29 protein-coding genes are annotated in these 23,349 nt (G+C 53.3%); 18 read left to right on the forward strand and 11 right to left on the reverse strand.

Annotated elements, in window-relative coordinates; all coding sequences use genetic code 11:
• The first annotated feature begins 56 nt into the window (after positions 1-56).
• Together GOB86_RS09530 and GOB86_RS09535 are read left to right on the forward strand one after the other, a co-directional pair.
• Positions 57-824 (forward strand): GIY-YIG nuclease family protein, encoded by a 768-nt coding sequence (locus GOB86_RS09530; protein ID WP_165992105.1) that lies wholly within the window; start codon positions 57-59, stop codon positions 822-824.
• Between the two features lie 508 nt (positions 825-1,332).
• Positions 1,333-1,749, forward strand: coding sequence for a hypothetical protein (locus GOB86_RS09535; protein WP_165992106.1), 417 nt, complete (start codon positions 1,333-1,335; stop codon positions 1,747-1,749).
• Here the strand turns inward: GOB86_RS09535 and GOB86_RS16600 are convergent.
• The 4 genes from GOB86_RS16600 to GOB86_RS09555 are packed head-to-tail and all read right to left on the reverse strand — an operon-like array spanning position 1,736 to position 5,366.
• Complete coding sequence (locus tag GOB86_RS16600; RefSeq protein WP_165992107.1) at positions 1,736-2,089, reverse strand: HNH endonuclease; 354 nt, start codon at positions 2,087-2,089, stop codon at positions 1,736-1,738. The genes GOB86_RS09535 and GOB86_RS16600 overlap by 14 nt on opposite strands.
• Positions 2,082-2,621: a hypothetical protein gene (locus tag GOB86_RS09545; protein WP_165992108.1), complete on the reverse strand. Its 540-nt coding sequence runs from the start codon at positions 2,619-2,621 to the stop codon at positions 2,082-2,084. The genes GOB86_RS16600 and GOB86_RS09545 overlap by 8 nt, the downstream gene beginning before the upstream one ends.
• The gene (locus tag GOB86_RS09550; RefSeq protein WP_165992109.1) at positions 2,621-4,621 is read right to left on the reverse strand and encodes a phage tail tip lysozyme; all 2,001 of its coding nucleotides are present in this window, start codon (positions 4,619-4,621) and stop codon (positions 2,621-2,623) included. The genes GOB86_RS09545 and GOB86_RS09550 overlap by 1 nt, the downstream gene beginning before the upstream one ends.
• 1 nt (position 4,622) lies before the next feature.
• Positions 4,623-5,366, reverse strand: coding sequence for a DNA circularization N-terminal domain-containing protein (locus tag GOB86_RS09555; RefSeq protein WP_165992110.1), 744 nt, complete (start codon positions 5,364-5,366; stop codon positions 4,623-4,625).
• A gap of 151 nt (positions 5,367-5,517) precedes the next feature.
• Between GOB86_RS09555 and GOB86_RS09560 the strand changes: the two genes are divergently transcribed.
• The 8 genes from GOB86_RS09560 to GOB86_RS09585 are packed head-to-tail and all read left to right on the forward strand — an operon-like array spanning position 5,518 to position 7,933.
• Positions 5,518-5,952 (forward strand): HNH endonuclease signature motif containing protein, encoded by a 435-nt coding sequence (locus GOB86_RS09560; protein WP_165992111.1) that lies wholly within the window; start codon positions 5,518-5,520, stop codon positions 5,950-5,952.
• A complete protein-coding gene (locus GOB86_RS09565) occupies positions 5,949-6,140 on the forward strand; it encodes a hypothetical protein (RefSeq protein WP_165992112.1) in 192 nt (63 codons plus the stop codon). Before GOB86_RS09560 ends, GOB86_RS09565 begins: the two co-directional genes overlap by 4 nt.
• A complete protein-coding gene (locus GOB86_RS09570; protein WP_165992113.1) occupies positions 6,133-6,429 on the forward strand; it encodes a hypothetical protein in 297 nt (98 codons plus the stop codon). Before GOB86_RS09565 ends, GOB86_RS09570 begins: the two co-directional genes overlap by 8 nt.
• A 38-nt stretch (positions 6,430-6,467) precedes the next feature.
• On the forward strand, positions 6,468-6,602 hold the full coding sequence (locus GOB86_RS16380; RefSeq protein WP_277875468.1) for a hypothetical protein: 135 nt from the start codon (positions 6,468-6,470) through the stop codon (positions 6,600-6,602).
• Positions 6,603-6,604: 2 nt separating this feature from the next.
• A complete protein-coding gene (locus GOB86_RS09575; RefSeq protein ID WP_165992114.1) occupies positions 6,605-7,009 on the forward strand; it encodes a hypothetical protein in 405 nt (134 codons plus the stop codon).
• Complete coding sequence (gene lysC / locus GOB86_RS16700) at positions 6,909-7,127, forward strand: Rz1-like lysis system protein LysC (RefSeq protein WP_456304164.1); 219 nt, start codon at positions 6,909-6,911, stop codon at positions 7,125-7,127. Before GOB86_RS09575 ends, lysC begins: the two co-directional genes overlap by 101 nt.
• On the forward strand, positions 7,063-7,476 hold the full coding sequence (locus tag GOB86_RS09580) for a hypothetical protein (RefSeq protein WP_165992115.1): 414 nt from the start codon (positions 7,063-7,065) through the stop codon (positions 7,474-7,476). Before lysC ends, GOB86_RS09580 begins: the two co-directional genes overlap by 65 nt.
• The gene (locus GOB86_RS09585) at positions 7,469-7,933 is read left to right on the forward strand and encodes a phage GP46 family protein (RefSeq protein ID WP_165992116.1); all 465 of its coding nucleotides are present in this window, start codon (positions 7,469-7,471) and stop codon (positions 7,931-7,933) included. Before GOB86_RS09580 ends, GOB86_RS09585 begins: the two co-directional genes overlap by 8 nt.
• A gap of 118 nt (positions 7,934-8,051) precedes the next feature.
• Here GOB86_RS09585 and GOB86_RS09590 read toward each other — a convergent pair whose 3' ends face one another.
• The 4 genes from GOB86_RS09590 to GOB86_RS09605 form a co-directional block, all read right to left on the reverse strand.
• Positions 8,052-8,654, reverse strand: a complete 603-nt coding sequence (locus GOB86_RS09590; protein WP_165992117.1) for an ATP-binding protein — start codon at positions 8,652-8,654, stop codon at positions 8,052-8,054.
• Positions 8,654-9,508: a hypothetical protein gene (locus tag GOB86_RS09595; RefSeq protein WP_165992118.1), complete on the reverse strand. Its 855-nt coding sequence runs from the start codon at positions 9,506-9,508 to the stop codon at positions 8,654-8,656. Before GOB86_RS09595 ends, GOB86_RS09590 begins: the two co-directional genes overlap by 1 nt.
• Positions 9,509-9,754: 246 nt before the next feature.
• Complete coding sequence (locus GOB86_RS09600) at positions 9,755-10,981, reverse strand: hypothetical protein (RefSeq protein ID WP_165992119.1); 1,227 nt, start codon at positions 10,979-10,981, stop codon at positions 9,755-9,757.
• Positions 10,982-11,777: 796 nt separating this feature from the next.
• Complete coding sequence (locus tag GOB86_RS09605) at positions 11,778-13,091, reverse strand: site-specific integrase (protein ID WP_165992120.1); 1,314 nt, start codon at positions 13,089-13,091, stop codon at positions 11,778-11,780.
• Positions 13,092-13,395: 304 nt separating this feature from the next.
• Here GOB86_RS09605 and cysS point away from each other — a divergent pair, with 304 nt between their 5' ends.
• Together cysS and GOB86_RS09615 are read left to right on the forward strand one after the other, a co-directional pair.
• Positions 13,396-14,772, forward strand: coding sequence for a cysteine--tRNA ligase (gene cysS, locus GOB86_RS09610; RefSeq protein WP_165992121.1), 1,377 nt, complete (start codon positions 13,396-13,398; stop codon positions 14,770-14,772).
• The gene (locus GOB86_RS09615) at positions 14,769-15,542 is read left to right on the forward strand and encodes an RNA methyltransferase (protein ID WP_194301153.1); all 774 of its coding nucleotides are present in this window, start codon (positions 14,769-14,771) and stop codon (positions 15,540-15,542) included. The genes cysS and GOB86_RS09615 overlap by 4 nt, the downstream gene beginning before the upstream one ends.
• A gap of 156 nt (positions 15,543-15,698) precedes the next feature.
• Here GOB86_RS09615 and GOB86_RS09620 read toward each other — a convergent pair whose 3' ends face one another.
• Positions 15,699-16,364 carry an alpha/beta hydrolase gene (locus GOB86_RS09620; RefSeq protein ID WP_165992122.1) on the reverse strand — a complete coding sequence of 222 codons (666 nt, stop codon included), beginning with the start codon at positions 16,362-16,364 and terminating at the stop codon, positions 15,699-15,701.
• Positions 16,365-16,840: 476 nt separating this feature from the next.
• Here GOB86_RS09620 and GOB86_RS09625 point away from each other — a divergent pair, with 476 nt between their 5' ends.
• From GOB86_RS09625 to GOB86_RS09650, 6 genes are read left to right on the forward strand one after another with little or no spacing between them, the layout of a single operon-like run.
• On the forward strand, positions 16,841-17,989 hold the full coding sequence (locus tag GOB86_RS09625) for a cysteine desulfurase family protein (RefSeq protein ID WP_165992123.1): 1,149 nt from the start codon (positions 16,841-16,843) through the stop codon (positions 17,987-17,989).
• A gap of 9 nt (positions 17,990-17,998) precedes the next feature.
• Complete coding sequence (locus GOB86_RS09630) at positions 17,999-19,183, forward strand: cysteine desulfurase family protein (RefSeq protein ID WP_165992124.1); 1,185 nt, start codon at positions 17,999-18,001, stop codon at positions 19,181-19,183.
• Positions 19,184-19,238: 55 nt separating this feature from the next.
• Positions 19,239-19,553, forward strand: a complete 315-nt coding sequence (locus GOB86_RS09635) for a ferredoxin family 2Fe-2S iron-sulfur cluster binding protein (RefSeq protein WP_048855055.1) — start codon at positions 19,239-19,241, stop codon at positions 19,551-19,553.
• 29 nt (positions 19,554-19,582) lie between these two features.
• Positions 19,583-20,665, forward strand: coding sequence for a tRNA 2-thiouridine(34) synthase MnmA (gene mnmA, locus GOB86_RS09640; RefSeq protein ID WP_165992125.1), 1,083 nt, complete (start codon positions 19,583-19,585; stop codon positions 20,663-20,665).
• Between the two features lie 19 nt (positions 20,666-20,684).
• The gene (locus GOB86_RS09645; protein ID WP_165992126.1) at positions 20,685-21,344 is read left to right on the forward strand and encodes a glutathione S-transferase; all 660 of its coding nucleotides are present in this window, start codon (positions 20,685-20,687) and stop codon (positions 21,342-21,344) included.
• Between the two features lie 30 nt (positions 21,345-21,374).
• The gene (locus GOB86_RS09650; protein WP_242012586.1) at positions 21,375-22,526 is read left to right on the forward strand and encodes a glycosyltransferase family 4 protein; all 1,152 of its coding nucleotides are present in this window, start codon (positions 21,375-21,377) and stop codon (positions 22,524-22,526) included.
• On the opposite strand, the gene GOB86_RS09655 is transcribed toward GOB86_RS09650, so the two are convergent.
• Complete coding sequence (locus GOB86_RS09655) at positions 22,509-22,703, reverse strand: hypothetical protein (RefSeq protein WP_165992127.1); 195 nt, start codon at positions 22,701-22,703, stop codon at positions 22,509-22,511. The two genes, GOB86_RS09650 and GOB86_RS09655, sit on opposite strands and share 18 nt — an antisense overlap.
• Positions 22,679-23,344: an RluA family pseudouridine synthase gene (locus GOB86_RS09660; protein WP_165992128.1), complete on the reverse strand. Its 666-nt coding sequence runs from the start codon at positions 23,342-23,344 to the stop codon at positions 22,679-22,681. Before GOB86_RS09660 ends, GOB86_RS09655 begins: the two co-directional genes overlap by 25 nt.
• Positions 23,345-23,349: the final 5 nt, after the last annotated feature.

Below are 23,349 nucleotides of genomic sequence, written 5' to 3' on the forward strand. Positions count from 1 at the left end.
CATATACATTTTGAGCATTTGATATACATTTTGACGGTGCTCATATACATTTTTACATGAATAATGACAGTCATGAGTGTCTGGTAGTATATTTTCTTTATACAAAGAGGCAGGGCAGCATCGCTTGTGATGAATTGTTCATTAGGGTAAATTATGCAATATTCTTGCTCATGATGGATAATATAAGCGGTATAATTTACGTTCTTACCAATCCCGTGATGCCCGGTGTTGTGAAGATTGGCAAAACAGACCAACCCATAGAAGCTCGACTTAAGCAGTTATATAATACGAGCATCCCGGTTCCGTTTGAGTGCTATTACGCCAAACGAGTGAACGAGTATCACAATGTAGAAAGAAAGATTCATGAGATTTTTGAGGATAATAGAATAAATCAGAAAAGAGAGTTCTTTCGTATTGACCCTGAAAAAATAAGAATTCTTTTAGATCTCATAGAAGGTGAAGAAGTGGCCGATGAAAAAGAGCCTACTCCATCTCCAGCTAATCCAGAAGATAATGAAAATGAAATTACGGCAGATGACGTTGACGCATTTGAACGAGAGCAAAAAAGGCGTGAGAACTTCCGTTTTAGTATGATCGGAATAACGCCCGGTGATGAGCTACATTGTTACAGAACGCCTGAAATTAGTTGTCGAGTGAATGACGAAAAGAACCTAGTTGAATATGAAGGGGAAGTTATGACTCTCTCTGATGCGGCAAAGCGGGTCAGTATAGCTCAAGGTTACAAAGCCCGGCAGTTATCTGGCCCAAGGTTCTGGACGTTCAAAGGCAAGTCTCTAGATGCTATTAGGCAAGAAAATGAATAAAATGTACCATTTATAAAAATTATAGATATTTCATCATTTCCTGTCTCATGAACTCCATGAAAAGCACCATAAATATTGTTTTGGAGTGCAACATGGATATCATAGTACCTACCTTGGCATTAGACCAAGACGCATTAAAACTGGCATTTAAAGAGTGTGGTCGGGTCTTCGTCAGAGAGGCCCGTTTACTGCTCAACCAACACGGAGATAACTTACCCCACACAGAAACTGGTTATCTAGCCAGTCACCTAAAATGGACAGTCAGGCAGAAAGGCTCCGTGCTATCCTTGGTAGCAAGGGCAGACGCTAGATATGCGACTGCCTTGTTTGCTGGATCAGTTCGTCATGGACATCACGTGAAAGCCCGACCTCTCTTTGATGTCGTATTGGAAAGATGTGAAGCCAAATTCCGAGCCATCATAGCCAGCCACCTCAATATCATTGTCATTTGACACATTTGGTAATAGACCCGGATATGTGTTTATCATTCCCTTGAGATGAGGTCATAATGTCATTCTCTTTCTTATCCGGCGTTGAATTTGTTGATGAAAAAGAAAAGCCTAAAGGGGCATCTCCGAGAGACAAATTCATTGCCAATGTTGATCAGCAGATTAAGAGCTATGAAAGCTCTGCTGAAGGGAAAAAACATTCCGTCACGACTGGCAAAAAGACACGTGAAGTTCGTTTGTGGTTTTCAAGCACCGACAATGAGAACTTCATTGGTGACCTTCGCTTCGCGGGTATGAAAATCGAAATTCCCGGCAAAAAAGGTAAGAGCATCAAAGTCACCGGCGGTATTCCCGGCTTGATTGCATTCTTGGGTCAGGTCAAAGAAGCAGCCATCAAAGGCGAGCTTGATAAGGAAATCAGCCGTCTTCACGCAGCAGTTAAAGCTCGTCGTGCTGGTAAGACTAAAGCTCAATAGGCCCGTCTGTCTTTTCCGGGGTTACTGGTAACTCATTGACCCCGGTATTCAGGTAGTTACGTGTCACCAACCCATGATGGCTTCGGCACAAGCTACGGACATTCTCAAGGTCATATTTACGATCAGGTGCCTTATCCAATGGCACGATATGATCAACATGAATATGTTGGGTGTTGTAATTCCCCTCATCCCAACACATCACACAGAACGGGTTTCTCTTCCGATAATTCTCTGAAAACTCACGCCATGTACTATCATACTTTTCTGTTCGCATGTTCCTGTGAGTGCGGTTGTAATGATAGTTCCTCTGTGTCGATGAACACCTAATTTTCTCAGCCATTGTTAATCACCTCAAGTGTCGTATTGACGAACAGGGGGTGAATGATCTTGCTGTTATTGCGGAGCAAGATATCATCGGCCATCGACCCATCTTGGTAGATATATTGGGCCAGCACAGGCAAAGGTATCATGTCAGTGGGATCGACATAGAATTCCACAACCTGCGGCAATACCGAACCACGTGTGCTGATATCCGCGATGGTCTTGGTATAGAGGCGCTTTAAGCGATTAAACGCCTGAGAGTCCAAATTGCTATCACCCATTTGAGCCTCAAAGAGTGGCTTCAATCCAGTGAGTATGCTCTCTGCTTGAGACGAGGAATCAAACTCAATCTGACTGACCGCTGCGCCTATATAACTGAGGATCACGATCCTTAGGCTTGTCGCCGTGGTCTCATTCATTGTCGGTACTAATGTTCTACTCGTTGGATCATATCCAACTCTTTCCATCATGCCGATAAAAACTGACAGACGTTGAACCGGGTCTGGGTATAAGTCTGTGATGTTGTCCATAATATCAATGATGCTTTGCATTATCGGCCTCCAATACGTGGCTGTGATGTAGTTCTGGTTTTAACGTCTCCAATTTTCGGATTTACCGGTAATGTATGGGAACCCATTGTCGCACTGGTGACTTTGCCCTCATGATTGACATTGAGGTTAATCGTCATGTCACCCGAGACATTGGCATTTGCGGGAGTGGATGCGGCCTGACCCTTAGGTGTGCTGCCACTGTATTGCTGGTATTGCGACAGCGTTGCCCTGGCATTGCTCAGGCGAGTGGCATATTCCCTACCCCCCACACCGTTATCCAGGTATTCCTTTGGGCGTTCGCCATCGAGAAAGCCCTTATTGGCATTTTCCAGTGTTGAAGCCCCGTAGAACTCGCCACCGGCCTTCTTCTCGCTGGTCTTCATTTCCCATAGGTTCGCGTCTAGCTGTTCTTGCCATGACATCTGGTCAAGACGCTTGCCGAACTGCTTCTGTATGGCTTTTTCGCGCGGTCGCTGCTCTTGCAGGATTCCAACAGCATGACCGTGATCACCAATGGCTTTCTCATTGAAGCCTGATTCCTGTTGAACACTACCGACCATCGCGGCGGCTTGCTCTGGCTTGAGTCCTCTCTGTTTGACCAGAAAGTCCATCATTTCCATTTTACGCTGTTGCTGCTCTAGAGGTGAATATCTGCCGGATGAATGATACCTACGATCCATAGACATCTGCTTTTGGCGATTAGCCACGATACCAGTGTCTGAGCGGTCGTATTTGAGTTCCTTGTAGAGACTATAGCCCGCATACCCGGCCACACCCGCAGCAGCACCTAAAGCGAGAACAGGCGCAACAGCACCACCGACAGCCGCTCCACCGAGCTTGGCAGCTTCAGCAGCAACAGCCGCTGTTCTCATGCCTGAGAATGCCTTGGTGATCATCGCAATATCTGCGACCACCCCAACCGCCCATGACGTAAAGCTAATAGCCTTGATAGCGAGGAAGATACCTACGAGGCCCGTGGCACCACCGAGAAGATTATATAGCTTCTTAGCCTCACCAAAGAATGACCGCACACCATCGCTAACGGCCTTCCAGTCAATGTTCTTGATTGCTGCCGCGACATCATCTGCGACACTCTTGATGTCGGCCATAATGCTATCGACGTTCTTGCCGTCATTCGACCAGTTGATGAATGAGTCCAAAAGGGAATTGACTGCGGGTGCGAGAGCGGATTCCAACTTGGTAGTCAGCACACCTGCTCGACCACCTGCCATTTTGAACTTATCGGATAGGTCTTCTGCTTGCTTGACGAACGGAGCCATATCGCGGGCATTGTCCTGCGAAGCCTTTTGCAGACGTTTGAAGCGAGCCAAATCTTGATCCATAAGCGCAGGATCAAGGCCAGCAGCACTCAAGAGGTTACGACCACCAGCTTGATTGACAGTCCCGCTCTTGATGAGTTGCTGAACACGAGCAATGGCTTTGACTTGGGCATCTTCGAATTTCATATTGGGTTTGATGCCCAACATATTGTCCGCGAACTGCGCTTGTGCGTTCATGCCCGAACCAGCTTGTGCTTGTGTATCTTGGTAATTCTTGAGACCGCCAATCTGATCCAAGCCTGTGAGCTTGGACATCTGGTTTAACTGGACAATCTTGTCACCTGCGACACCCAAGAGCGCAGACGCATTGCGTATTTCCTGACCCCAATTTGCAAAGTTCTGTGTGAGCTTAACAACACCCATCACCGAACCCACACCAATGACACCAGCGAGCGCCTTGGTCATACCCATGAGTGGTGAAGTGACCTGACTGATATGACCCTTGAGCGATGTGAAGCCCTTCTTCATATCGTCTAGGTGCTTCTTGCGGGCTTTCATCGCCGCGTCATAGCCAGACAGCTTATTGTATTGGGCTAGTTCCTTCTGATACGCCCGCATTGGTGCTTGTGCGGCCCTGAACTCCTTATTGAGTGTTTTGAGCTTTGCTGTGGCCTGATCGACTAATTCTACTCTGGTTATAAATGTCCCATTTTCTGCCATGTTATGCTCCTAACTCAGCATTCGCGGCAGCAAGTGACGTGCTTAAATTCTGCTTTGCGGTATTGGTTGTTGTGATTGTCAGAGATTGGGCGCTGTTGAATTTCTGTGCGTCAGTAGCGCCTGTAACCTTGCTCTTTATAGTGCCTGTTGTTGAGAATGGGTTCTGAGCATATCGACCAAGCGTTGAATGGCTCATCACTGAGTCGATACCGGATATTGCGGTCGTCGTAACCGCAGTGGTCGCCATACCAACGGCCCCATTCAAGAGACTGTTCGCGGTATCACCAAAGCCAAAATCAAAGTCATCAAGACCTCCCATTGCTTCACTGAGCAGATCACCAGCGGTATCCAGAAGACCAAGGGGCGTTATGGGAACTTGTGGCAAGAGTGTTGCGGCAACAAATTCCATTTCAACTTGGATGATGCCCTTCTCATTCATCTTCTCCGAAAATTCAGAAAAAATACACGCTGCTCGATACATACCGCGACTTGGATGAAGTAATTCCCCAATGCCTTTGACACGTAGAGCTGCTTCAAGAAGGTCTCGGCTCATATAGAGGTTTGAGTCATTGCTTATAAAAGCAGAGAAGCGAAACCTTAACGTGTTGGCTCCGAGGTCTTCAATATATGGGGTGGTTTGATAGGGAAATTCATGCACGATGAATGAGCGGTTCATGCCGCTATCTGAGAAATCCCGAATATGAAATGGCACTCCACGAAAACTGCCCACTGGACTAACTGTCATAAGTAATACCTCAATAAAATATACGATCGTCGAATATTTATTGAGATAAAAATAACAATTTTAGAGCTAATAACGGTGTTTTGGCGTCTCCCGCATAAATAGAAATGAAGAAAGCGTTGTATAGCTTTCCGCATTTCAAAGGAGAATTAAAATGCCAAAGAAAAAAATAACAGCCAAGGATTCATTGAAGGCTAAGACAGAAATTAATACCAACACACCCATGATCAATGGACATCACTGCTTGGATTATCTCGGTGGATATTCAGATGTTGGATATGGTTGGGTTCGAGATAATGGCCAACTTAAATTAGCACATCGCGCGTCATACGAAATCCATCATGGCCCTATACCAAAAGATATGCTGGTGCTTCATGCGTGTGACAGGCGTTCGTGTGTTGAGCCACACCATTTAAGAGTGGGTACACAAAAAGATAATGCGGCAGATAGAAAAGCTAGACCTAAGGCTCCGCTCTCACCCAGCGATAAAACCGCAATTATAAATGACACTGACGATTTCAATGCCATAGGACGAAAATATAATATCAGTCGCAATACGGTAAAACAGATTAAAGGGTTAATACCATGAACAACTCAGATATATTGGGCCTGTACGTTCAAGGCCGTTTAACAAAAAACATATTGATAAACATCATAAATTTGAAGTCTGTTTTATCGAGTATTGATAACGGCAATATACCAAGTGATGAATATATGAAGGCATTGATGGCTTCATTGTTTCCAGAGCCACAAGATCAGGAGCAGGGACATGGATAAGCTCAAAGAAGGAATACAACTACTCGAAGATACTGCAAAGGACTTCACGGAGTTTTGCCTAAAAAGCACCGAAGAACTGAAGACACCATACGAAATGCTCTGTGAGAAGATAGACGCAGTTTTCGAAGAACATAATGAGCTTGTCGAAGATATGGGAATCATAACAGAGGACGATGAAGCTAGGATTGGACAATCTTTGAAGAGATACACTTTGCTCTGCGACATAAAAGAGCGATATGAAGAAGATAATAGCGTGGATATTTTGATGGAAGTTCTTTCCATCCCATAGATAAAATAAATACATGGTAACAACTTTTGGAGGTTATCATGACCACAATTCTTACAACTTTTGGCATTACCGAAGTTCTAAATATCGCTGCAATCGTGGCAGTTATTTTTTATCGCAAGAAAATCAAAGCAACTGCGCAAGCAGTTATCGCTGACGTGAAAACCGGCGGTTAATAATGGCAGCAATCCTATTACCCATACTGGAAAAGTTTGGAAAATGGATTGCTATCATTGGTGTGATTGTTGGTCTCTTTTTATGGGGGCGACACTACCAACTTGATAGCAGGCAAAAAGAAACCGAACTTGCTCAATCCCAACAGACCATCACGCAGATGAAATCTGATTACGCGAAATATCAAGAGCAACAAACAGCACTCTTGAAGCAGGAGCAATCAAGGCAAGCCAAAACCATTACTATCGTAAAGAGTATCGCCAATGCAAAAGAAACAAATTCATGCGCTTCTAGCCCTGCCATTAGGAATGTTCTTAACGGGTTGCGCGACCACAATTCCACAGCAAGCCCCACTGACAATTCCCTCAAACATGCTTCTCTGTCAGGCAGCTCCACAAGTACCAAATAACCCCACGGATAAAGACCTGGCCTATTACATTCTCGATTTAAGCAATGCCGGTGATGACTGCCGGGACAAGCTTCAAGCCATTAAAAACATTGAGGAATCAACAAATGGAAAGAAATGACCTCGCAACAGAGATAGGTAAGCTCGTATTAGAGCAACTCGATAACGAGCATCAGGCCAATAGACTGAACAATGACATTCTACGTGACCACTATGAAGCATGTCACGCCGAGACATCAGAGAATATCGTCAGTGACCCGTGGCAATACCTCACGGAAAAGCAGAATGAGCTTACTGATAAAATGAGGATACATACCCATGAAGCCGAGAGGGAAAATTCTGTCATTGACGACAAGATCAAAGAGCTAAAAGCCGCATATGAAGAGCATATTTTAACTGGTGATGATCTCTTCATGCTGGTCATCGCGCACAATTCACCTCTCGGAAATGAAGGGGAATGTGATGGCTGACATCAGAATGACCTACGACAATCAACAGCAGAGGGCTGATATCGACCTTGAAAGCCTCTTGGGAACGAACATCACTGTTGATGTGCAGACAGGTTACGACCTCTCAACTGCCTGCATGATATCCCTGATGACTGATCGAGTAGCTGACACAGACTGGACACTGAGCATTGATCAGAGGGGCTGGTGGGCTGATGCCTATAGAGAGCAACCAATCGGTTCTCGTATCTGGCAACTGGAACTTATGAGCGTTGATGATCCGAATGAGTATCTATTAAGAACAAAAGCCTATTGCGAAGAAGCCCTTCAATGGCTTGTTGATGATGGTATCGCTCAGTCGGTATCTGCCAGTGCTTATTTCACAGATACCACGAAGAGAAACATCGGAGCGGACATCATTGTAACGAAGGCCAATGGCCTAACTGAGCAGTTCTCTTATGTGTGGGATCAGAGCTTATAACGCTTCTTCCCCTATCAGACGAAGCGTTCCGGGTGTCTGCTTTTGAAGCGGATATTGGTGGGCATCTCTATACCCACCAATATCCGTTGTGTTTGCGACTTGCTCTCTACCTACCCATTCACAGGGTAGCTAGTAACCTGAGCATTTGACGGTAATCAGTCGCATGGTTCCTGATTCTGCTCAACTCCACCGATGTGAGTTTCCGGCTTTTTGCAGCACATTGAACCTCAGCCCATTTGACTAGTTTGTCGGGAGACAGCGTAGACCACTGAACTTCTTGGAACCGGCTCAAAAGAGCGTTGTCCAACTTGTCCTTGTGGTTCGTCGTCATGATGATAGGCGTCCCATCCGGTAGCTGGTCCAACAGACCTTTGAGTACCTTCATGGAATCGACGGACAAGCAGTCCACCTCATCAATAATCATGACCCTTTGATCTTGGGAGTTATTGCCCACCAGTTTCAACGCGTCGATAACCGACCTCAGGGAAGAGATGTCCCGTGAAGCCGCTGCATTGAACGTAACCGCATCAAAAGACCAGTTAATGTCTAGAATACGACTTTTTAACAATGTTTCAGCAGCCGTAGACTTGCCTGTGCCTGGGGGACCATAGAGCAAGAGCCAATGGATATTGCCATCCACAAACGCCTTACACCAATGCTCTGCGGCGGTAGTGGGGAACACTAAGTCCCCCACCCCCACTGGTTTTGCAATCGCGACCATCAGACCATCTCCCTTTCTGACGCCATTTCAGCGTCTTCAGCGGCAATCTGGCTTTTCAGCAAAGAGTCTTTAGCGGCGGCAGTATTGATGACCGCACTAATGATCTCCGGCTGACGATTCAAGCCGACGACCTCAAGGGTATCACCCTTGGCACGACAGAGTGCTACGTAGAAACCCTCTTTACTGACGGGTTGCGACAGCGGATCAACTTTAAATGTCGCAAAGACATTGTCGGTCTTAGCAAAGTAGGAACTGGCTCGTTCTTTGAACTTCGCAGTCGCATCAACGATATTGATAGCCTCTTGTGAGACATTTACCGCTCCTGCGACGTCGCCTTTGATGGCCTTCTGAAGTTCATTGAACGACTGGAACTCATCTAAACGCGCCAAACGCTCATCGAGAGTGTATCCGAGCTTCTGAATATACTCGACTGCCTTATTGAGCCGAGTCTTCGCGGAGCCCGTGATTTCCTGCGACGAACCCTTCTTCAACACGGCATTAAGGGCAATCGTGATATGAGCCGGATCAAGGGGCCGATCCGCCTTCTTCTTCAAACTATTTTTGAACTGATCGCTCTGATGTTCGATCAAAGCAGTACGGATTGCCGCTTCGAACTGGCGATCCATCAGAACCACACAGACCGCCACGGTCTGTAGCCAGCCTTTTCGCACTGTCTCGATACCGAGATGGATGTCCTTGATGCCCTGAACACCGGCCTGCATGAGGTCCGAGTAGGCGATGTTGCGATATTCCGCGACATCAGAACGTCCTACGATGCCTTCAAAAAGGCGGTAGGGTTTCGTATGAGTATTACCAATAGACATGCTGTTTGCATGAGAGTTTACTTTAGCCATAATGGCCTCCTTGCTTGTGTTTAACAATTACTTGGTTTATCCAAGATCATTCAGCATTGTCTGCCTTTGATTATTTGGTTTTACCATGTTTATATTTTGTCGCCACAAATTCGGATATTGAGTAACTCCGAATAAACAATGATATGTTTTCTGGAAATGGCTGTTTTCTGCGGAAAACATGAATGTAGAAAAAATCCCTATGCTAGGTTTTTAGCATAGGGATTGGCATCGATATGGCTTAGAAAATCAGAAAATGCTTGTTGAACGGAGAGCCTTAAGGGCTTCATCTGCTTGATTATGCTGAATTCCATACACTTTTTCTAACTGGTAGAGACTCATTCCAACGTTTTCGGCTACCATACTGTTATAGCCAATGCTCTTGATGACACTATGGACATAAAATGTTCTGATAGCAGCGAGCGTTCGTGGCTCACCGTCCTCGTCATCGATCAGGTTACATTTTTTAATTCCGTCTAAAACCTTATCAGCCACGTTCTTGATGTGCTGACCTTTAGCATTGCGCCAAATGTGGTCTTTTTCGCGAAAATCTAATTTCATCAGTAATTGAATACAGATTAATACGTTGAAGAGAGTAGCCAGTCCAATAAGTGGCACTACAGTTCTTGGTTTTGTCCTATGTCGAATTTTTATGAAAATCTGATCTGGTTTATCAATTGATCTACCGTCTAGATAAATACCAATCATATCTGACCATCTTAGGTTTGTGCATTCCTCGACAGTCATACCCGTATGAGTAAGCAACAGAAAGAAAAGCAATATCATAAGCTGTGAATGAGCATATTGCTTTTCGAATGACTTCGATGTTTTATCTTGGTGATCCTCCCAATCTTTTTGTAGATATAGAAACACCTGTCTAATTTCTTCGCGTTTGAAACTTGATATTTTTTTTCTCTGGGTGATTTTTGTCGATTTTATTTCAGGGCTTGTCGTAATGTAATGCTTATCTCGACAGAATTTCAAAAAACTTTTTAGAACACTATAATCGGCCCTTAGTGTAGAAGCTGATGGTTCGGCTCTTATGACTTTGCGTTTTATAAGTGTTCCATTACGTTCGAACTCTATGTAATTAATGTTGCGACCCGGCCCTTCTGTCCAATACGTTTTCCTCCAAAGACGATACTTGTCAATTTCAGTCTGCGTAATATGTGTAGGTAACTCTTCTCCCCAAAACCCAACGATATAACGAGTTAATATGGATTGTTGAGACTGAGTGAGTGTGCCCGCTTTTATTTGTTCTGTTGCGATGTCACGGACTGTTTTTTGTTCTTTTGGGATTTTTATATTATTGGCGCTGCGCCAAATATCGACAGCTATCTGTTCTGCTGCATGTTTGTCGTCTGTTCCAAGAGCAATGCGCTTCTGCCCCTGCCCCTTTACAGAGAATCTCACATACCAATTTTTCGTATTGGTAGGTTGATAAACAGTGAAAGGGGCTTTTCCAGAGGTCGTCATAGTTAGGGTGTCCGTAAGCCAAGAAAGATGAACTCTGATACACAGATCGTCGTAGAGGAAGTGGCCAAACAGGCAACCCCTTAACCCACAAATGAGACGAGCGCTCTCAATCGATCCATTAGCTGCGTTTCCGACAATCCCTTAATAACCTCACGATTGTAGAACAGGTTCTTGCCGTCTGTTTCCATACAGATATCGTCATCGACTTCTACGAGAGTTAGTGGCGTTAATAGATTTCCTATTTCCGGCTCATGAAATAAAAACATAACTCTCGCCTGAACTATCAATCTAACAACTGGGTCCATCTCGAAACTCCTGCAAAAGCCCTCAGAGTCCTCTATAGAGCTTCTGAGCCTTTGCACGCTACATTGGAGCAAAAACACCTTAGCCCTTACGAGCGGGGCTTATAGGGTATTACTGATATTATTGGGTGTTGACAGCCCTTTGCTGCTTGGGTAAGAGCGCAGGCAATGCTGGTTTAGCTCAGTTGGTAGAGCAACCGCCTTGAATTACGAGTGCCTAAGGGGAAACCCTTGGAGTAGAACGAGCCAAATTCGGTGAAGGCTTAGGGAGTAATCCCATGCTAATACCGAGCGAAGCCTAGGAAACTAGGAACGTGTAGAGACTAGACGGTTCGCACCTAACGGCTTCGGCTTATGGTGAAGGTATAGTCCAGACCACGAACAGACATTTGTCTGGCGGCGAAAGTCGAAGTGGGAAGGTAAGCGGTAGGTCGTGAGTTCGAGTCCCACAACCAGCACCATGTGACCCCGGCCTTTATGGCCGGGCTACACACTCAATCATCATCACTAATTCTAACTGCCAGTTCGGAAGCGTACATCTTCCATTCAGGTTGTAGCTGTTCTGCGAGTTGTTCTGATGTTGCGTCAACATAGAACTCTTGGAGCATTTTGGGACTCGTGCCCATATTATGAGCCAAAGCGTAAAATGGTACCTTAGCGATAATCATCTGTGTGGCGAAGAAGTGCCGTAGGGAATAAGCGGAACGCTTTGCTCCTGTGTAGTCATATAAAAGGCCAGCTTCTTCCAATAAGGCATCGAGTCCATTTCGGAATGATCTTTGAACATTCCCTCTGCTGTTTATGAATGGCGACTCGGTAGGTAAGGGGTTTCTGCCAAGCTCTTCTCTGCACAAATCCCATAAGTGTTGGATTGACCAATAGACCTCTGGCATCGGTACGATGGTTCTGTTTTTGTCCTTGCCGTGGACTTGTAAGCGAATCCGTTTCCCGCAAGCCAAACGGGCATCGTCACTGCTACTGTCGATATTGGGTTTAAAATGAAGAATGTCTTTCCACAGAAGGTTTGCTGCTTCTGGTGGTCTCATTCCCGTAAAAGCCATTAATTCAACATAAGCACGGAGCCTTAGCCGATCTCTTCTGACTCTTGGGTGTAAAAACTCGTCGCCTACTGCTCTACGAGTCGCTACGATATTAAGTCTTCCGTATTCCTCCCATGTAAAACTCGGTCTGGGATTGGGCTTGATGGGTTGAGAGTTGACCTCAATGACTTCGTTTATAAAGCCTTCACGACGAAGCCATGTGAAGAAGGATCGCAAGGCCATGGCTTCATCAGCCTTAGTTGATCCACTCGGCGGTTTACGTGACCTTTGACTGACGGGTCTTGTTATCGTTTTACCATCACGAACATAAGGGATTGTTTTAATGTCTCGACCCGGCCCCTCAGTCCAATAGACATTGCGCCAGTCCCAATATCTATCGACTTTGGTACTTGTTATATGTGTGACGCTTTCTTTCTCAAAAAACTCACGAATGTATCGATTCGTGATGCCGTAGAGGTTCTTAAATTTCTTCTCGGAAATTATGCCGTTTTCCATCTGCTTGCGTTGATAGCGAAGGTATGAATCCAAGCATTCATTGAAGGACTTAGGCTTTGCCTTGATACCAAGTTTATCATTGTGGACAGCTTGCGCGTAGAATTCGAAGGCTAGTTTTGCGGCTTCTCGTTCGTCTCTCGTACCTAGCGATTTAATGATCTGGCCCTGGCCCCTTATTGAGAACCTTACCCAATAAGTCGTACCTCTTTTGAAGAGGCGATAAGGCGTTACGCTATCGTAATGCACTGTCATGCTGTTGCTGCCCCGCATTGTATTAGCTTTGTATTAGCGTAAAGCCGTGTTTTGGGGAGGGCAACGCCTAATTATTTTCAGTAATAACAATTAGTTAGCGTCAAGGTGGTGCCGTAGTTGCGTAAGTTACAAGGCGGTTGCTCTACCACTGAGCTATAAGGGCACATGCACATATTCTGCGCTAAGGCCGGACTATAAGCGATAAAAGGGTAAGAGCGTCAAGTCCTGTTTTTTGGAATAATCGCGGTTTTTTTGGCCCATACACATATTGCATCGTTTTCGTGGGTGGCGCATCTAGGCGGACATGCCGCACGTTTCCCCAAGCCCCGCTCCCGCCCTGTTTCTGCACGATAGCCAACGCCGCGCGACCGTGCCGTTCCAGCCGCTCGATCCGGCCCATATCAAGGTCTATTACTGTGGTCCCACAGTGTATGATCTGGCCCATATTGGTAACCTGCGCGCCATGCTTACGGCGGATGTGCTGGTCAGGCTCCTGCGCACCCTGTACCCGCGTGTGACCTTTGTGCGCAATATTACCGATGTGGACGACAAGATAACCGCCCGCGCGCGCGCAAACGGGGAAGATATTGGCGCGCTCACCCAGCGCACCACGCATGAATTCCATCAGGACCTGGCCTCCCTTGGTGTGCTGCCGCCAGACATAGAACCCCGCGCGACCCACAATATTGGCGAGATGCAGGCCATGATCGCCCGCCTGATTGAAAACGGGCACGCGTATGAGGCACAGGGCCATGTGCTGTTCTCGGTCGGGTCGTTTCCGTCTTATGGCGCACTCTCGGGCCGTAATCCGGATGAACTGGAAGCCGGGGCGCGGGTGGAAGTGGCTCCGTACAAAAAGGCACCGGGCGATTTTGTGTTGTGGAAGCCATCGGATGCGGACCAGCCGGGGTGGGAAAGCCCGTGGGGCAGGGGCCGTCCGGGGTGGCATATTGAATGCTCGGCCATGTCGCACCGTTATCTGGGCGACAGTTTTGATATTCATGGCGGTGGCTCGGACCTGCTGTTCCCACACCATGAGAACGAACGCGCGCAAAGCCTGTGCTGCTTTCCGCATAGCCAGTTTGCCAATTACTGGGTGCATAACGCCATGCTTTTGGTGGAAGGCGAGAAAATGTCCAAGTCACTGGGCAATTTCCTGACTATCCGCGATGTGCTGGCGCAGGCTCCGGCGGAGGCGCTGCGCCTGCTGCTGCTAGGCGCGCATTACCGCTCCACACTCAATTACACGCAGGCCGGGCTGAACGAGGCGCGCAAGACGCTGGACCGCTTCTACCGCGCGCTCTCCAGTGTGCCAGATGTGCCCGACGCCCCCGTGCCACAAACAGTGCGGGCCGCACTGGAGGAAGACCTGAACACCCCCAAAGCCATTGCCGAGCTGCATGTGCTGGCCAGTCAGGCCATGGGGGGGGACAGGCAGGCCGCAGGCGCACTCCGCGCTGGTGGCGCCCTGCTGGGTATTTTGCACGATGACCCGGCACAGTGGTTTAAAGGTGGCGCCTCGGCTGAGGAGGATTGCGCAATCGAGGCGCTTATTGCCCAGCGGCTGGCCGCCAAAAAAGCGCGGGATTTTGCAAAGGCCGATGCCCTGCGCGATCAGCTTCAGGCACAGGGTATTGTGCTTGAAGATACAAAAGACGGAACAAGCTGGAGGCGCGCATGACCGGGCGGGATGGCGGGGCACCGCTGGAGCCTTTGGGCAACACACCTGTTGTTATTCTGGTGCGGCCGCAAATGGCCGAGAACATTGGCACCACGGCCCGCGCCATGGCCAATGGTGGTCTGTTCCACCTAAGGCTTGTCAGCCCGAGGGACGGTTGGCCGCAGGACAGGGCATGGCGTACGGCCTCGGGGGCGGACAGGATTCTGGAAGCCGCCACGGTGCATGAGAGCGTGGACGATGCCATAGCCGACCTGCACCATGTGTACGCTACCTGCCCACGGCCGCGTCATATTGTAAAAACAGTCATGACCGCGCGGGGTGGTGCGGCTGAACTGCGCGCGGCAACCGAGCGGGGGCTCAAGGTCGGGCTGATGTTCGGCCCCGAGCGCGCGGGGCTGGATAATGAGGATATGGCGCGCGCGGATGCGTTGATCCGCTACCCGCTTAACCCCACCTTTATGTCGCTCAATCTGGCGCAGGCGGTCATGATCATGGCGTATGAATGGTGGATGGCAGCAGACGCTACCCCACCCCGCACGCTCATGACCAACGAGACCCATGTGGCGACCAAGGGTGAGCTTGAAAACTTTGTGAGCCACCTTGTGCGCGAACTGGATGGCTGCGGCTTTTTGCGGAATGAGCAAAAACGCCCCGGCATGGTCCGTAATCTGCGCCACTTTTTTACCCGTGGTGAGGTCACCGAGCAGGAACTGCGGACCCTGCATGGTGTTGTGCGCGAACTTGCCCACCCCCGCCGCGCGGAGGACTAGGCTGCCAGCCGGTCATGGTGCGCCATGACGGGTGTGGAGTCTGGGTGATGGTGGTGTGTGCCCGTGTGGGCGGCAGGCCCCCGATCCGTGCAGAACATGCGGGTCGGGGGTTGCTGGTCCTCTGCCGCTCAGGTGCGGCAGAGGCACTATAGGCGTTTAGTCCGCGGCAAGAGCCATGTGCTGCTGACCCATGGCGCGGGTTACGTGGTCTTCCACCGCCGCGGTAATCTTGTCTGCTTGTTTGGCAAAAATATGATCCGCTTCGGGGTAAACGCGGTAGTCCACCGCAACACCCTTCTGGGTGTTCAGCTTGTCCACCAGTTTGTGGATGGCGGGCTCGGGGGCCATGTCATCCTTGCCACCGGCAATCATCAGCCCACCGCACGGGCAGGGGGCCAGAAAGCCAAAGTCATAATGTGCCGCAGGCGGGGCAATGCTGATCCAGCCGGTAATTTCTGGCCGGCGCATCAGCAACTGCATGCCCACGAACGCCCCGAACGAATACCCGGCAATCCACAGACCGCTGGCGTTGGGGTTGATCATCTGCATCCAGTCAAGGGCTGCGGCTGCGTCCGAAATTTCGCCAATGCCCCCGTCAAACCGCCCCTGCGAGCGGCCAACCCCACGGGAATTATAGCGCATGACGGAAAAGCCCATGTTTTCAAACGTGCGGTACAGGGCGTACGTAATCCGGTTGTTCATGGTGCCGCCGTGCAGCGGGTGGGGGTGCAGCACGAGGGCAAGCGGGGCGTTGGGCTCGTTTGAGTGGTGATAACGTCCTTCAAGACGTCCATCCGGGCCGGCAAACATAACCTCAGGCATGTAGGTTCCGCTTGATCTGGGAAAGGCGTCCACGGGCATGACGCTTCCGGGTTTGATAAACTGCCCCGGCGGGGAACGATGCCACGTTCCGGGTCGGAACATGCGGGCAGGTAAAGGCCCGCAAGCTTGAACTCTCAGTCAGCATGTCTCCTTTTTCCGCTTCTGGGGGAAAACGGAAAAAGGAGCGCATTCAGACACATGGTGTCCGTCCCACGACCTGAAAAGGGGGTAAGGCACACTCTGGCGTTGACCTTGTGCAAAACGCAGGCATAATCATGCGCGGTGTTGTCCGTGAATGCCGCGTATGCGGGAAAACACGTTTCCTGCCTGCCGTCTTCGTTGTGCCCTGTGGTGCTGACCATGTGGCACTCTATAGCGGCTTGGGGGCCAGAATTTCCACATAAATCGTGCTATTGGCTGTTCTGTTCGGCCTGCAAAAAGCGCAGTTCTGGTATGGTTACGGATAGATAAAAAGCATGAACGATAAAACAGACGATAGGGCAAAGGGTTTTTCCCAACCCGTCTATCTGGATGCCAACGCGACCGAACCCCTGCGCCCGGCCGCCCGCGCGGCCATGCTGGAGGCGGCGGACCTTACGGGGAATCCATCTTCCGTGCATTACGCGGGCCGCCGGGCGCGTGCCGTGCTGGAGGATGCGCGCAATACGGTGGCCCGCCGCATGGGTGTGGCGCCGCTCAACTGCGTGTTTACCTCGGGCGGGACAGAGGCCAACGTACTGGCCATGCACGGGCTTGGGCAGGGGCGGCGTTTTCTGCTCGGCCGCACCGAGCATGACGCCGTGCGCAAAGGCGCGCCAGACGGGGCGGATGTGGCATGGCTGGAGGTGGATACCAACGGGCAGGTCCGGCTGGACCTGCTGGAGGCCGCCTTGCAGGCTCCCGGTGCCCCCGCCTTTGTCTGCCTTATGCTGGCCAATAACGAGACAGGCGTGCTCCATCCGCTTGGCGAGGTCGCCCGCCTTTGCCGCCAGTATGGCGCGCATCTGCATGTGGATGCGGTGCAGGCCGCAGGCCGTATGGATGTGAATGTGGAAGAACTGGGGGCCGATAGTCTGGCCTGTTCGGGCCACAAAATGGGTGGCCCCAAGGGCGCGGGTGCCCTGCTCCTGCGCGGACCGGCCCCAAGACCACTGACCCCCCTGTTTGATGGCGGCGGACAGGAGCAGGGCCGCCGGGGTGGCACCCAGCCTCTACCCGCCATAGCCGGGCTTGCCGCAGCTTTGTGTGACGGGCTGGATAACCCGCGTGATCTGGCACCCTTGCGCAACCGGATCGAACAGGCCGCCCGCGCCGCCGGAGCGGTGGTGTGCGCGGCGGATGCTCCCCGGTTGGGCAACACGGCGTCTCTGGCCCTGCCCGGTCGGCGCGCGCAGGGGCAGCTTATGCGGCTGGACCTGGACGGGGTCTGTGTGTCCGCAGGGTCGGCGTGTTCATCTGGCAAGGTTGCGTTCTCCCATGTGCTGGACGCCATGGGGTTGGGGGAACTGGCAGGGCAGGCCATACGCGTGTCTCTGCCATGGACCGTGTGCGAGGCGGACGTGGAGCGGTTTGTGCAAAGTTATACACGCATGGCGGCCGGGGCCGGTCTGGCGCTGGCGCGGTAAGGGGCAGGCATGGCGGCATTGTATTTTGACCACGCGGCAACCACACCATGCGACCCGCGCGTGCAGGCTGTTCTGCTGCGCGCTCTGGCGGAGGAAAATGGCAACCCGCACAGCACCACCCATGCCAGCGGCACCCGCGCGGCCCAGATGGTGGAACACGCCCGCGCGGAGGTTGCCGCCCTGCTTGGGGTGGAGGGGCGCGAGGTTGTGTTTACCTCTGGTGCGACCGAGTCCAATAACCTTGCCATCAAGGGGGCCGCACGGCATCTGGCAGCGCAGGGGAGCCCCCGCCGCCGGGTAATAACCGTGGCGACCGAGCATAAATGCGTGTTGCAAAGTGTGGAGGACCTGGCCGGGGAAGGGTTTGAGCCGGTTATTCTGCCGGTTAACGCTCAAGGGCAACTGGAGCCGGATGTGCTGGCCCGCGCTCTGGCGGACGCCCCTACGGCAGTGGTCTCCATTGCCGCGGCCAATAACGAGACCGGGGTCTTGCAGGACCTTGCCGCCTTGGGCGCGCTGGTCGCGCAGGCTGGTGCGCTGCTCCATACCGATCTGGCGCAGGCGGCAGGCAAGATCGCGCTGGACCTGCACGCCCTGCCGGTCGCACTTGCCTCAGTCTCCAGCCACAAGCTGTATGGGCCAAAGGGTGCGGGTGCGCTGTTTGTACGCCGCCGCCCACGTGTGCGCCTGACCCCCCTGTTCTCTGGCGGTGGGCAGGAGCGGGGGTTGCGTTCTGGCACCCTGCCGGGCTTTTTGCTGGCAGGTTTTGGGGAGGCCTGTAAAATAGCCAGAGCGGATATGGCGCGTGATGCCACGCATCTGGCCGAGGTGCAGACCCGCTTTCTGGACCACCTGTCCACCCGCCTGCCGGGTTGTGTGGTCAATGCGGAGGGGGCTGCGCGCCTGCCGGGTATTTTCAGCCTGCGCTTACCATCCGACCTGCGCGCAGCGGACGTGCTGGCGGCCATGCCGGGGCTTGAGGTTTCCCTCGGTTCGGCCTGTTCCTCGGCCGAGCTGGCCCCGTCCTACGTGCTGGAGGCCATGGGCCTGAGCTTTGATGAGGCAGGAAGAAGCTTGCGTCTGTCCCCCGGACGTTTTACCTCCACCGCCGAAGCAGAACGCGCGGCGGACAGTCTGGCACAGGCTGCCCTACAGGTGCGGGCCACACCCCGGCGGCCCACGCCAGCAGCCTAAGGCCCGACCCTACAGGCCGCCGCCGCCATGATATTTTTTGGCAGGATGGAAACCAATGCCCCAGATGACGTTTGTTGAGCAGGACGGAACAGAACGCACGGTCGATGCCCCGGTAGGCCTGTCCGTGCTGGAAATTGCCCATAAGCACGATGTGGACCTTGAAGGCGCGTGCGAAGGCTCGCTGGCCTGCGCCACATGCCACGTGGTGGTGGACCCCGCATGGGCGGACAAGCTGACCGCCCCGACCGATGATGAGGAAGATATGCTCGACCTCGCTTTCGGGCTGGAAAAAACCTCGCGCCTTGGCTGCCAGATTGTGATGACCGAAGCACTCGATGGTCTGGTCGTGCGCCTGCCCAGCAAGGCCTGACATTTAATAAGGGGAAGGATAGCCCGCCCATGCGTATTCTTGTTGCCATGTCCGGAGGGGTGGACAGTTCCGTGGTGGCTGCCCGTCTTTTGGAGGAAGGGCACGAGGTTGTGGGTGCGACCCTTCAACTCTACGACTCCAGAGGGGCGGCCAAAAAAGGGGCGTGTTGCGCAGGGCAGGACATCCGCGATGCCCGCGCCGTGGCCGACCGTCTGGGGTTCCCGCATTACGTTATTGATGCCGAACGCCGTTTTCAGGACAGTGTGATTGAACGCTTTGCCGATGCCTATGCGGCGGGCGAAACCCCGGTCCCCTGCGTTGCGTGCAATCAGGGCGTCAAATTTACCGACCTGTTGGGACTGGCGAAGGAAATCGGGGCCGATGCCATGGCCACCGGCCATTACGTGCGTCGTGTGGAAGGTCCGCAGGGGGCGGAACTGCACCGCCCGGTGGACGAGGCCCGCGACCAGAGCTGGTTCCTGTTCGCCACCACGCGCGCGCAACTGGATTTTTTACGCTTCCCGCTGGGCGACATGCCCGACAAGGCCGCCGTACGGCAGGAGGCCGAGCGGTTCGGGCTGGTTGTGGCAGGTAAACCCGACAGTCAGGATCTGTGCTTTGTCAGCGATGGGTCCTACGTGGATCTGGTGGAGCGCATGCACCCCGAAATGGCAGGCCCGGGCGAGATTGTGGATCAGTCCGGCCATGTTGTGGGCGAGCATGAGGGCGTCATGCGCTTTACTGTGGGGCAGAGCAAACGCCTGGGTAACGCCGCCCGCCTGCAAGGCGAACGCCAGATGGTGGTGGGGGTGGAGCCGGGGCGCAAACGTGTGATTATTGGCCCGCGCGCGCATGCGTTTGTCAGCACCCTGTCCGTGCGGGATGTGAACTGGCTGGTGGACGCTCCGCCGGAAGGGATTGTCTGCAAGGTGCAGATGCGCGCGCGTGAAGAACCGCGCACCGCCCGCGTGGTGCCAACACCCGATGGGGCCTCGGTGCTGCTGGAAGAACCAGCCATGCCCGCCCCCGGTCAGGCCTGCGTGTTTTATCAGGGCAGCCGTATTCTGGGTGGCGGGTTTATCCGCCGGACGGAACAGCAGGCCACGGCTTAAAAATAGGGAGAGTACGCGCATGGCGGAAGGTCGTCTGGTTATTGGCACACAGCGTTATTCGTCATGGTCCTTGCGGGGCTGGCTGAGCGTGCGGCTGGCAGGGCTGGATGTGGGGGTGGAGGTTGTGCCGCTGGCCGGTGCGGGCCAGACCATGGCGCTCAAAACCCTCTCGCCCAACGGGTGTGTGCCTTACTTGGAGCATAAGGGCGCTGTGGTGTGGGACTCGCTCTCCATTGCGGAATACTGCGCCGAACTCCACGGGTTTTTGTGGCCCACGGACCGGGCTATGCGGGCATGGGCGCGCTCGGTTGCGGCCGAAATGCATTCCGGCTTCCGGGCCGTGCGCTCCGCCCTGCCCATGAATCTGGGCCGTAACCGCCCGTTGGCTGCGCCTCTGGCGGAGGATGTGCACAAGGATATTGCGCGCATTAACGCAATCTGGACCGAAGGGGCTGGCCGGGGTGGCCCGTTCCTGTGTGGGCCGGGCATGGGCAACGTGGATGCCATGTTCGCCCCTGTTGTCTGCCGCTTTCTGTCCTATGATGTACCGGGCCTGTCCAGCACGGCGCAGGCTTACATGCAGGCGGTGCGCCACCACCCGCTTATGGTGGAGTGGTACGCCGCTGCTGCGCGGGAGCCGGTGGAATGGCACTTGGATATGTACGAAACTCTGGCCTGATCACGCCATGACGGTCCGCTGCGTGCCAGCATGAGTATGGCCAGCTCCGTAGGCGTTGTGCCTGCTGCAAATGCCCTACCACCTTTGCGGGTCATGACCGTCCTGCCGCCGCGTGAACGCTTTGCCCCCGGCGAGGCAGGGGCCATAGCGTTGCTGGTGCACCGCATGGCAGGTGCTGGCGAGGTGGTGGTGGGCAGCCCGCCCGTAACGCCCCCTTATGGCGATGTGTCGTTTACCCCTGTGCCCTCCGTCCTGTTCGCGCTGGGCAACATGGGGCGTTACCGCGCCGGAGTGGCACGGCTGATCCACACCATCCGCCCCGATCTGGTGGAAGTGCATAACCGGCCAGATCTGGCGCGAGCCATTGGGCAGCGCTTTCCCCATATTCCGCTGGTGCTGGTCCTGCATAACGACCCGTGTGGCATGCGTGGTGGCAAAACCGCACAGGAGCGCACGGAGCTTGCGCGCAACATGGCGGTTGTGGCGGTGTCGGGCTGGGTGCGCGAGCGGTTTGTGGCGCAGGGGGTGCAGGGGCACGTTACTGTTCTGCCCAATGGGCTGGACCTTGCCGCGCTGCCAGCGCCCGCCCCTGTGCGGGACAATCTTGTGCTGTTTGCGGGCCGTGTTGTGGCGGACAAGGGGGTAGATGCCTTTGTGCAGGCCTGTGCCGCCCTGCTGCCCAGCCACCCCACATGGCGTGCCACAATTATAGGGGCGGACAGGTTTGGCCCGGCCTCCCCACAAACGGCGGTTTTGGCCAAGGTGCAGGAGCAGGCACGGGCTGCGGGGGTGCATATGGCAGGCTACCAGCCCCATGCGCAGGTTTTGCAGGCCATGAGCCATGCCGCCATTGTGGCGGTTCCCAGCCGGTGGGCCGAACCTTTTGGCATGGCGGCACTGGAGGCCATGGGGTGTGGGGCCGCACTGGTAACATCCCCCAAAGGTGGCCTACCCGATGTTGCGGGGCAGGCCGCCCTTTACGCCAACCCTGATGACCTGCCTGCTCTGGTGGAGGCGCTCGACCGCCTGATGTCCGACACCGCTCTGCGCACCCGCATGGGGCAGGCGGGCCGGGCGCGGGCACAGATGTTCGACAGTGCTGTCCTGCGCCCCCAGCGCCAGAGTCTGCACGCACAACTTGTGCGGTGCTGGCCAGATGTGGGGCTACTCGGGCAGGCTTAGGTTCTGGGCGTTGGGGCGGTTCTTGCGGGTTGCCGGGTTGTTGCTCCGGTCGCCCCCTCCCATGGGTGCGGGCCTGTTGCTGGTTTTGGGGCAGGCTCCCGCTGGTGTTCCCGCGGAGTGTGGTCTTTGGTGCTTGCGCGGGGGTGGGGCGTTCAGTCCTGCCCGGTTTTGTCCCATCCGCAGGTGCTTAGGGCGGGCCGCATGCCCGCGCGTGGGGGGGCGGTTGCGGTAATGCCGTTATCAATGGGCAGGAACAGGCTTCTGGCAAGCAGGTGCAGGCCAGACGGGTCAGGTTTGCCGTAAAGGGCGTCCCCTACAATGGGCCAGCCCATGGCGGCGCAATGCACGCGGGCCTGATGGGTGCGCCCGGTTTCCAGCTCCAGTTCCAGCCAGCTTGTGGCCCCGCTCCGGCCCAGTACCCGCCATGTTGTGGCCGAAGGTGCGCCACCATCGGCCACCTGCATGGACCAGCCCGCCTTGGTGGTGGTTTTGAGCAGGGGCAGGTCAATGCGCCCGGTTGTGGCCTGTGGCCCACCTTCCACTACAGCCCAGTAGGTCTTGCGCGCGGTTTTGCTGGCAAAGGCCTGCTGCATGGCCAGTAATGGCTGTTTGCGCAGGGCTATGGTCAGGCAGCCCGATGTATCGGCATCCAGCCGGTGGGCAAGCCAAGGTCCATCCTTGCGGCGGGAGAGTTGGGGGAACCAGTCCTCCACACAGGCTCCACCGCCGGGGCCGGTATGCACGGGCAGGCCCGCGGGTTTATCAAGGATCACCACATGGCTGCTCTGGTAGAGCAGGGGGGGCAGGGCCGGGAGCATGAGGG

Origin of the sequence: Acetobacter lambici (assembly GCF_011516885.1) — a bacterium.
Classification (GTDB): Bacteria; Pseudomonadota; Alphaproteobacteria; order Acetobacterales; family Acetobacteraceae; genus Acetobacter; species Acetobacter lambici.

Excerpts from the sequence above, each read along its gene's own strand:
- GOB86_RS09530 (WP_165992105.1), top strand. The coding sequence starts at position 57 with ATGAATAATGACAGTCATGAGTGTCTGGTAGTATATTTTCTTTATACA.
- GOB86_RS09535 (WP_165992106.1), top strand. The coding sequence starts at position 1,333 with ATGTCATTCTCTTTCTTATCCGGCGTTGAATTTGTTGATGAAAAAGAA.
- GOB86_RS16600 (WP_165992107.1), bottom strand. The coding sequence starts at position 2,089 with ATGGCTGAGAAAATTAGGTGTTCATCGACACAGAGGAACTATCATTAC.
- GOB86_RS09545 (WP_165992108.1), bottom strand. The coding sequence starts at position 2,621 with ATGCAAAGCATCATTGATATTATGGACAACATCACAGACTTATACCCA.
- GOB86_RS09550 (WP_165992109.1), bottom strand. The coding sequence starts at position 4,621 with ATGGCAGAAAATGGGACATTTATAACCAGAGTAGAATTAGTCGATCAG.
- GOB86_RS09555 (WP_165992110.1), bottom strand. The coding sequence starts at position 5,366 with ATGACAGTTAGTCCAGTGGGCAGTTTTCGTGGAGTGCCATTTCATATT.
- GOB86_RS09560 (WP_165992111.1), top strand. The coding sequence starts at position 5,518 with ATGCCAAAGAAAAAAATAACAGCCAAGGATTCATTGAAGGCTAAGACA.
- GOB86_RS09565 (WP_165992112.1), top strand. The coding sequence starts at position 5,949 with ATGAACAACTCAGATATATTGGGCCTGTACGTTCAAGGCCGTTTAACA.
- GOB86_RS09570 (WP_165992113.1), top strand. The coding sequence starts at position 6,133 with ATGGATAAGCTCAAAGAAGGAATACAACTACTCGAAGATACTGCAAAG.
- GOB86_RS16380 (WP_277875468.1), top strand. The coding sequence starts at position 6,468 with ATGACCACAATTCTTACAACTTTTGGCATTACCGAAGTTCTAAATATC.
- GOB86_RS09575 (WP_165992114.1), top strand. The coding sequence starts at position 6,605 with ATGGCAGCAATCCTATTACCCATACTGGAAAAGTTTGGAAAATGGATT.
- lysC (WP_456304164.1), top strand. The coding sequence starts at position 6,909 with ATGTTCTTAACGGGTTGCGCGACCACAATTCCACAGCAAGCCCCACTG.
- GOB86_RS09580 (WP_165992115.1), top strand. The coding sequence starts at position 7,063 with ATGACTGCCGGGACAAGCTTCAAGCCATTAAAAACATTGAGGAATCAA.
- GOB86_RS09585 (WP_165992116.1), top strand. The coding sequence starts at position 7,469 with ATGGCTGACATCAGAATGACCTACGACAATCAACAGCAGAGGGCTGAT.
- GOB86_RS09590 (WP_165992117.1), bottom strand. The coding sequence starts at position 8,654 with ATGGTCGCGATTGCAAAACCAGTGGGGGTGGGGGACTTAGTGTTCCCC.
- GOB86_RS09595 (WP_165992118.1), bottom strand. The coding sequence starts at position 9,508 with ATGGCTAAAGTAAACTCTCATGCAAACAGCATGTCTATTGGTAATACT.
- GOB86_RS09600 (WP_165992119.1), bottom strand. The coding sequence starts at position 10,981 with ATGACGACCTCTGGAAAAGCCCCTTTCACTGTTTATCAACCTACCAAT.
- GOB86_RS09605 (WP_165992120.1), bottom strand. The coding sequence starts at position 13,091 with ATGACAGTGCATTACGATAGCGTAACGCCTTATCGCCTCTTCAAAAGA.
- cysS (WP_165992121.1), top strand. The coding sequence starts at position 13,396 with ATGCCGCACGTTTCCCCAAGCCCCGCTCCCGCCCTGTTTCTGCACGAT.
- GOB86_RS09615 (WP_194301153.1), top strand. The coding sequence starts at position 14,769 with ATGACCGGGCGGGATGGCGGGGCACCGCTGGAGCCTTTGGGCAACACA.
- GOB86_RS09620 (WP_165992122.1), bottom strand. The coding sequence starts at position 16,364 with ATGCCTGAGGTTATGTTTGCCGGCCCGGATGGACGTCTTGAAGGACGT.
- GOB86_RS09625 (WP_165992123.1), top strand. The coding sequence starts at position 16,841 with ATGAACGATAAAACAGACGATAGGGCAAAGGGTTTTTCCCAACCCGTC.
- GOB86_RS09630 (WP_165992124.1), top strand. The coding sequence starts at position 17,999 with ATGGCGGCATTGTATTTTGACCACGCGGCAACCACACCATGCGACCCG.
- GOB86_RS09635 (WP_048855055.1), top strand. The coding sequence starts at position 19,239 with ATGCCCCAGATGACGTTTGTTGAGCAGGACGGAACAGAACGCACGGTC.
- mnmA (WP_165992125.1), top strand. The coding sequence starts at position 19,583 with ATGCGTATTCTTGTTGCCATGTCCGGAGGGGTGGACAGTTCCGTGGTG.
- GOB86_RS09645 (WP_165992126.1), top strand. The coding sequence starts at position 20,685 with ATGGCGGAAGGTCGTCTGGTTATTGGCACACAGCGTTATTCGTCATGG.
- GOB86_RS09650 (WP_242012586.1), top strand. The coding sequence starts at position 21,375 with ATGAGTATGGCCAGCTCCGTAGGCGTTGTGCCTGCTGCAAATGCCCTA.
- GOB86_RS09655 (WP_165992127.1), bottom strand. The coding sequence starts at position 22,703 with ATGGGACAAAACCGGGCAGGACTGAACGCCCCACCCCCGCGCAAGCAC.
- GOB86_RS09660 (WP_165992128.1), bottom strand. The coding sequence starts at position 23,344 with ATGCTCCCGGCCCTGCCCCCCCTGCTCTACCAGAGCAGCCATGTGGTG.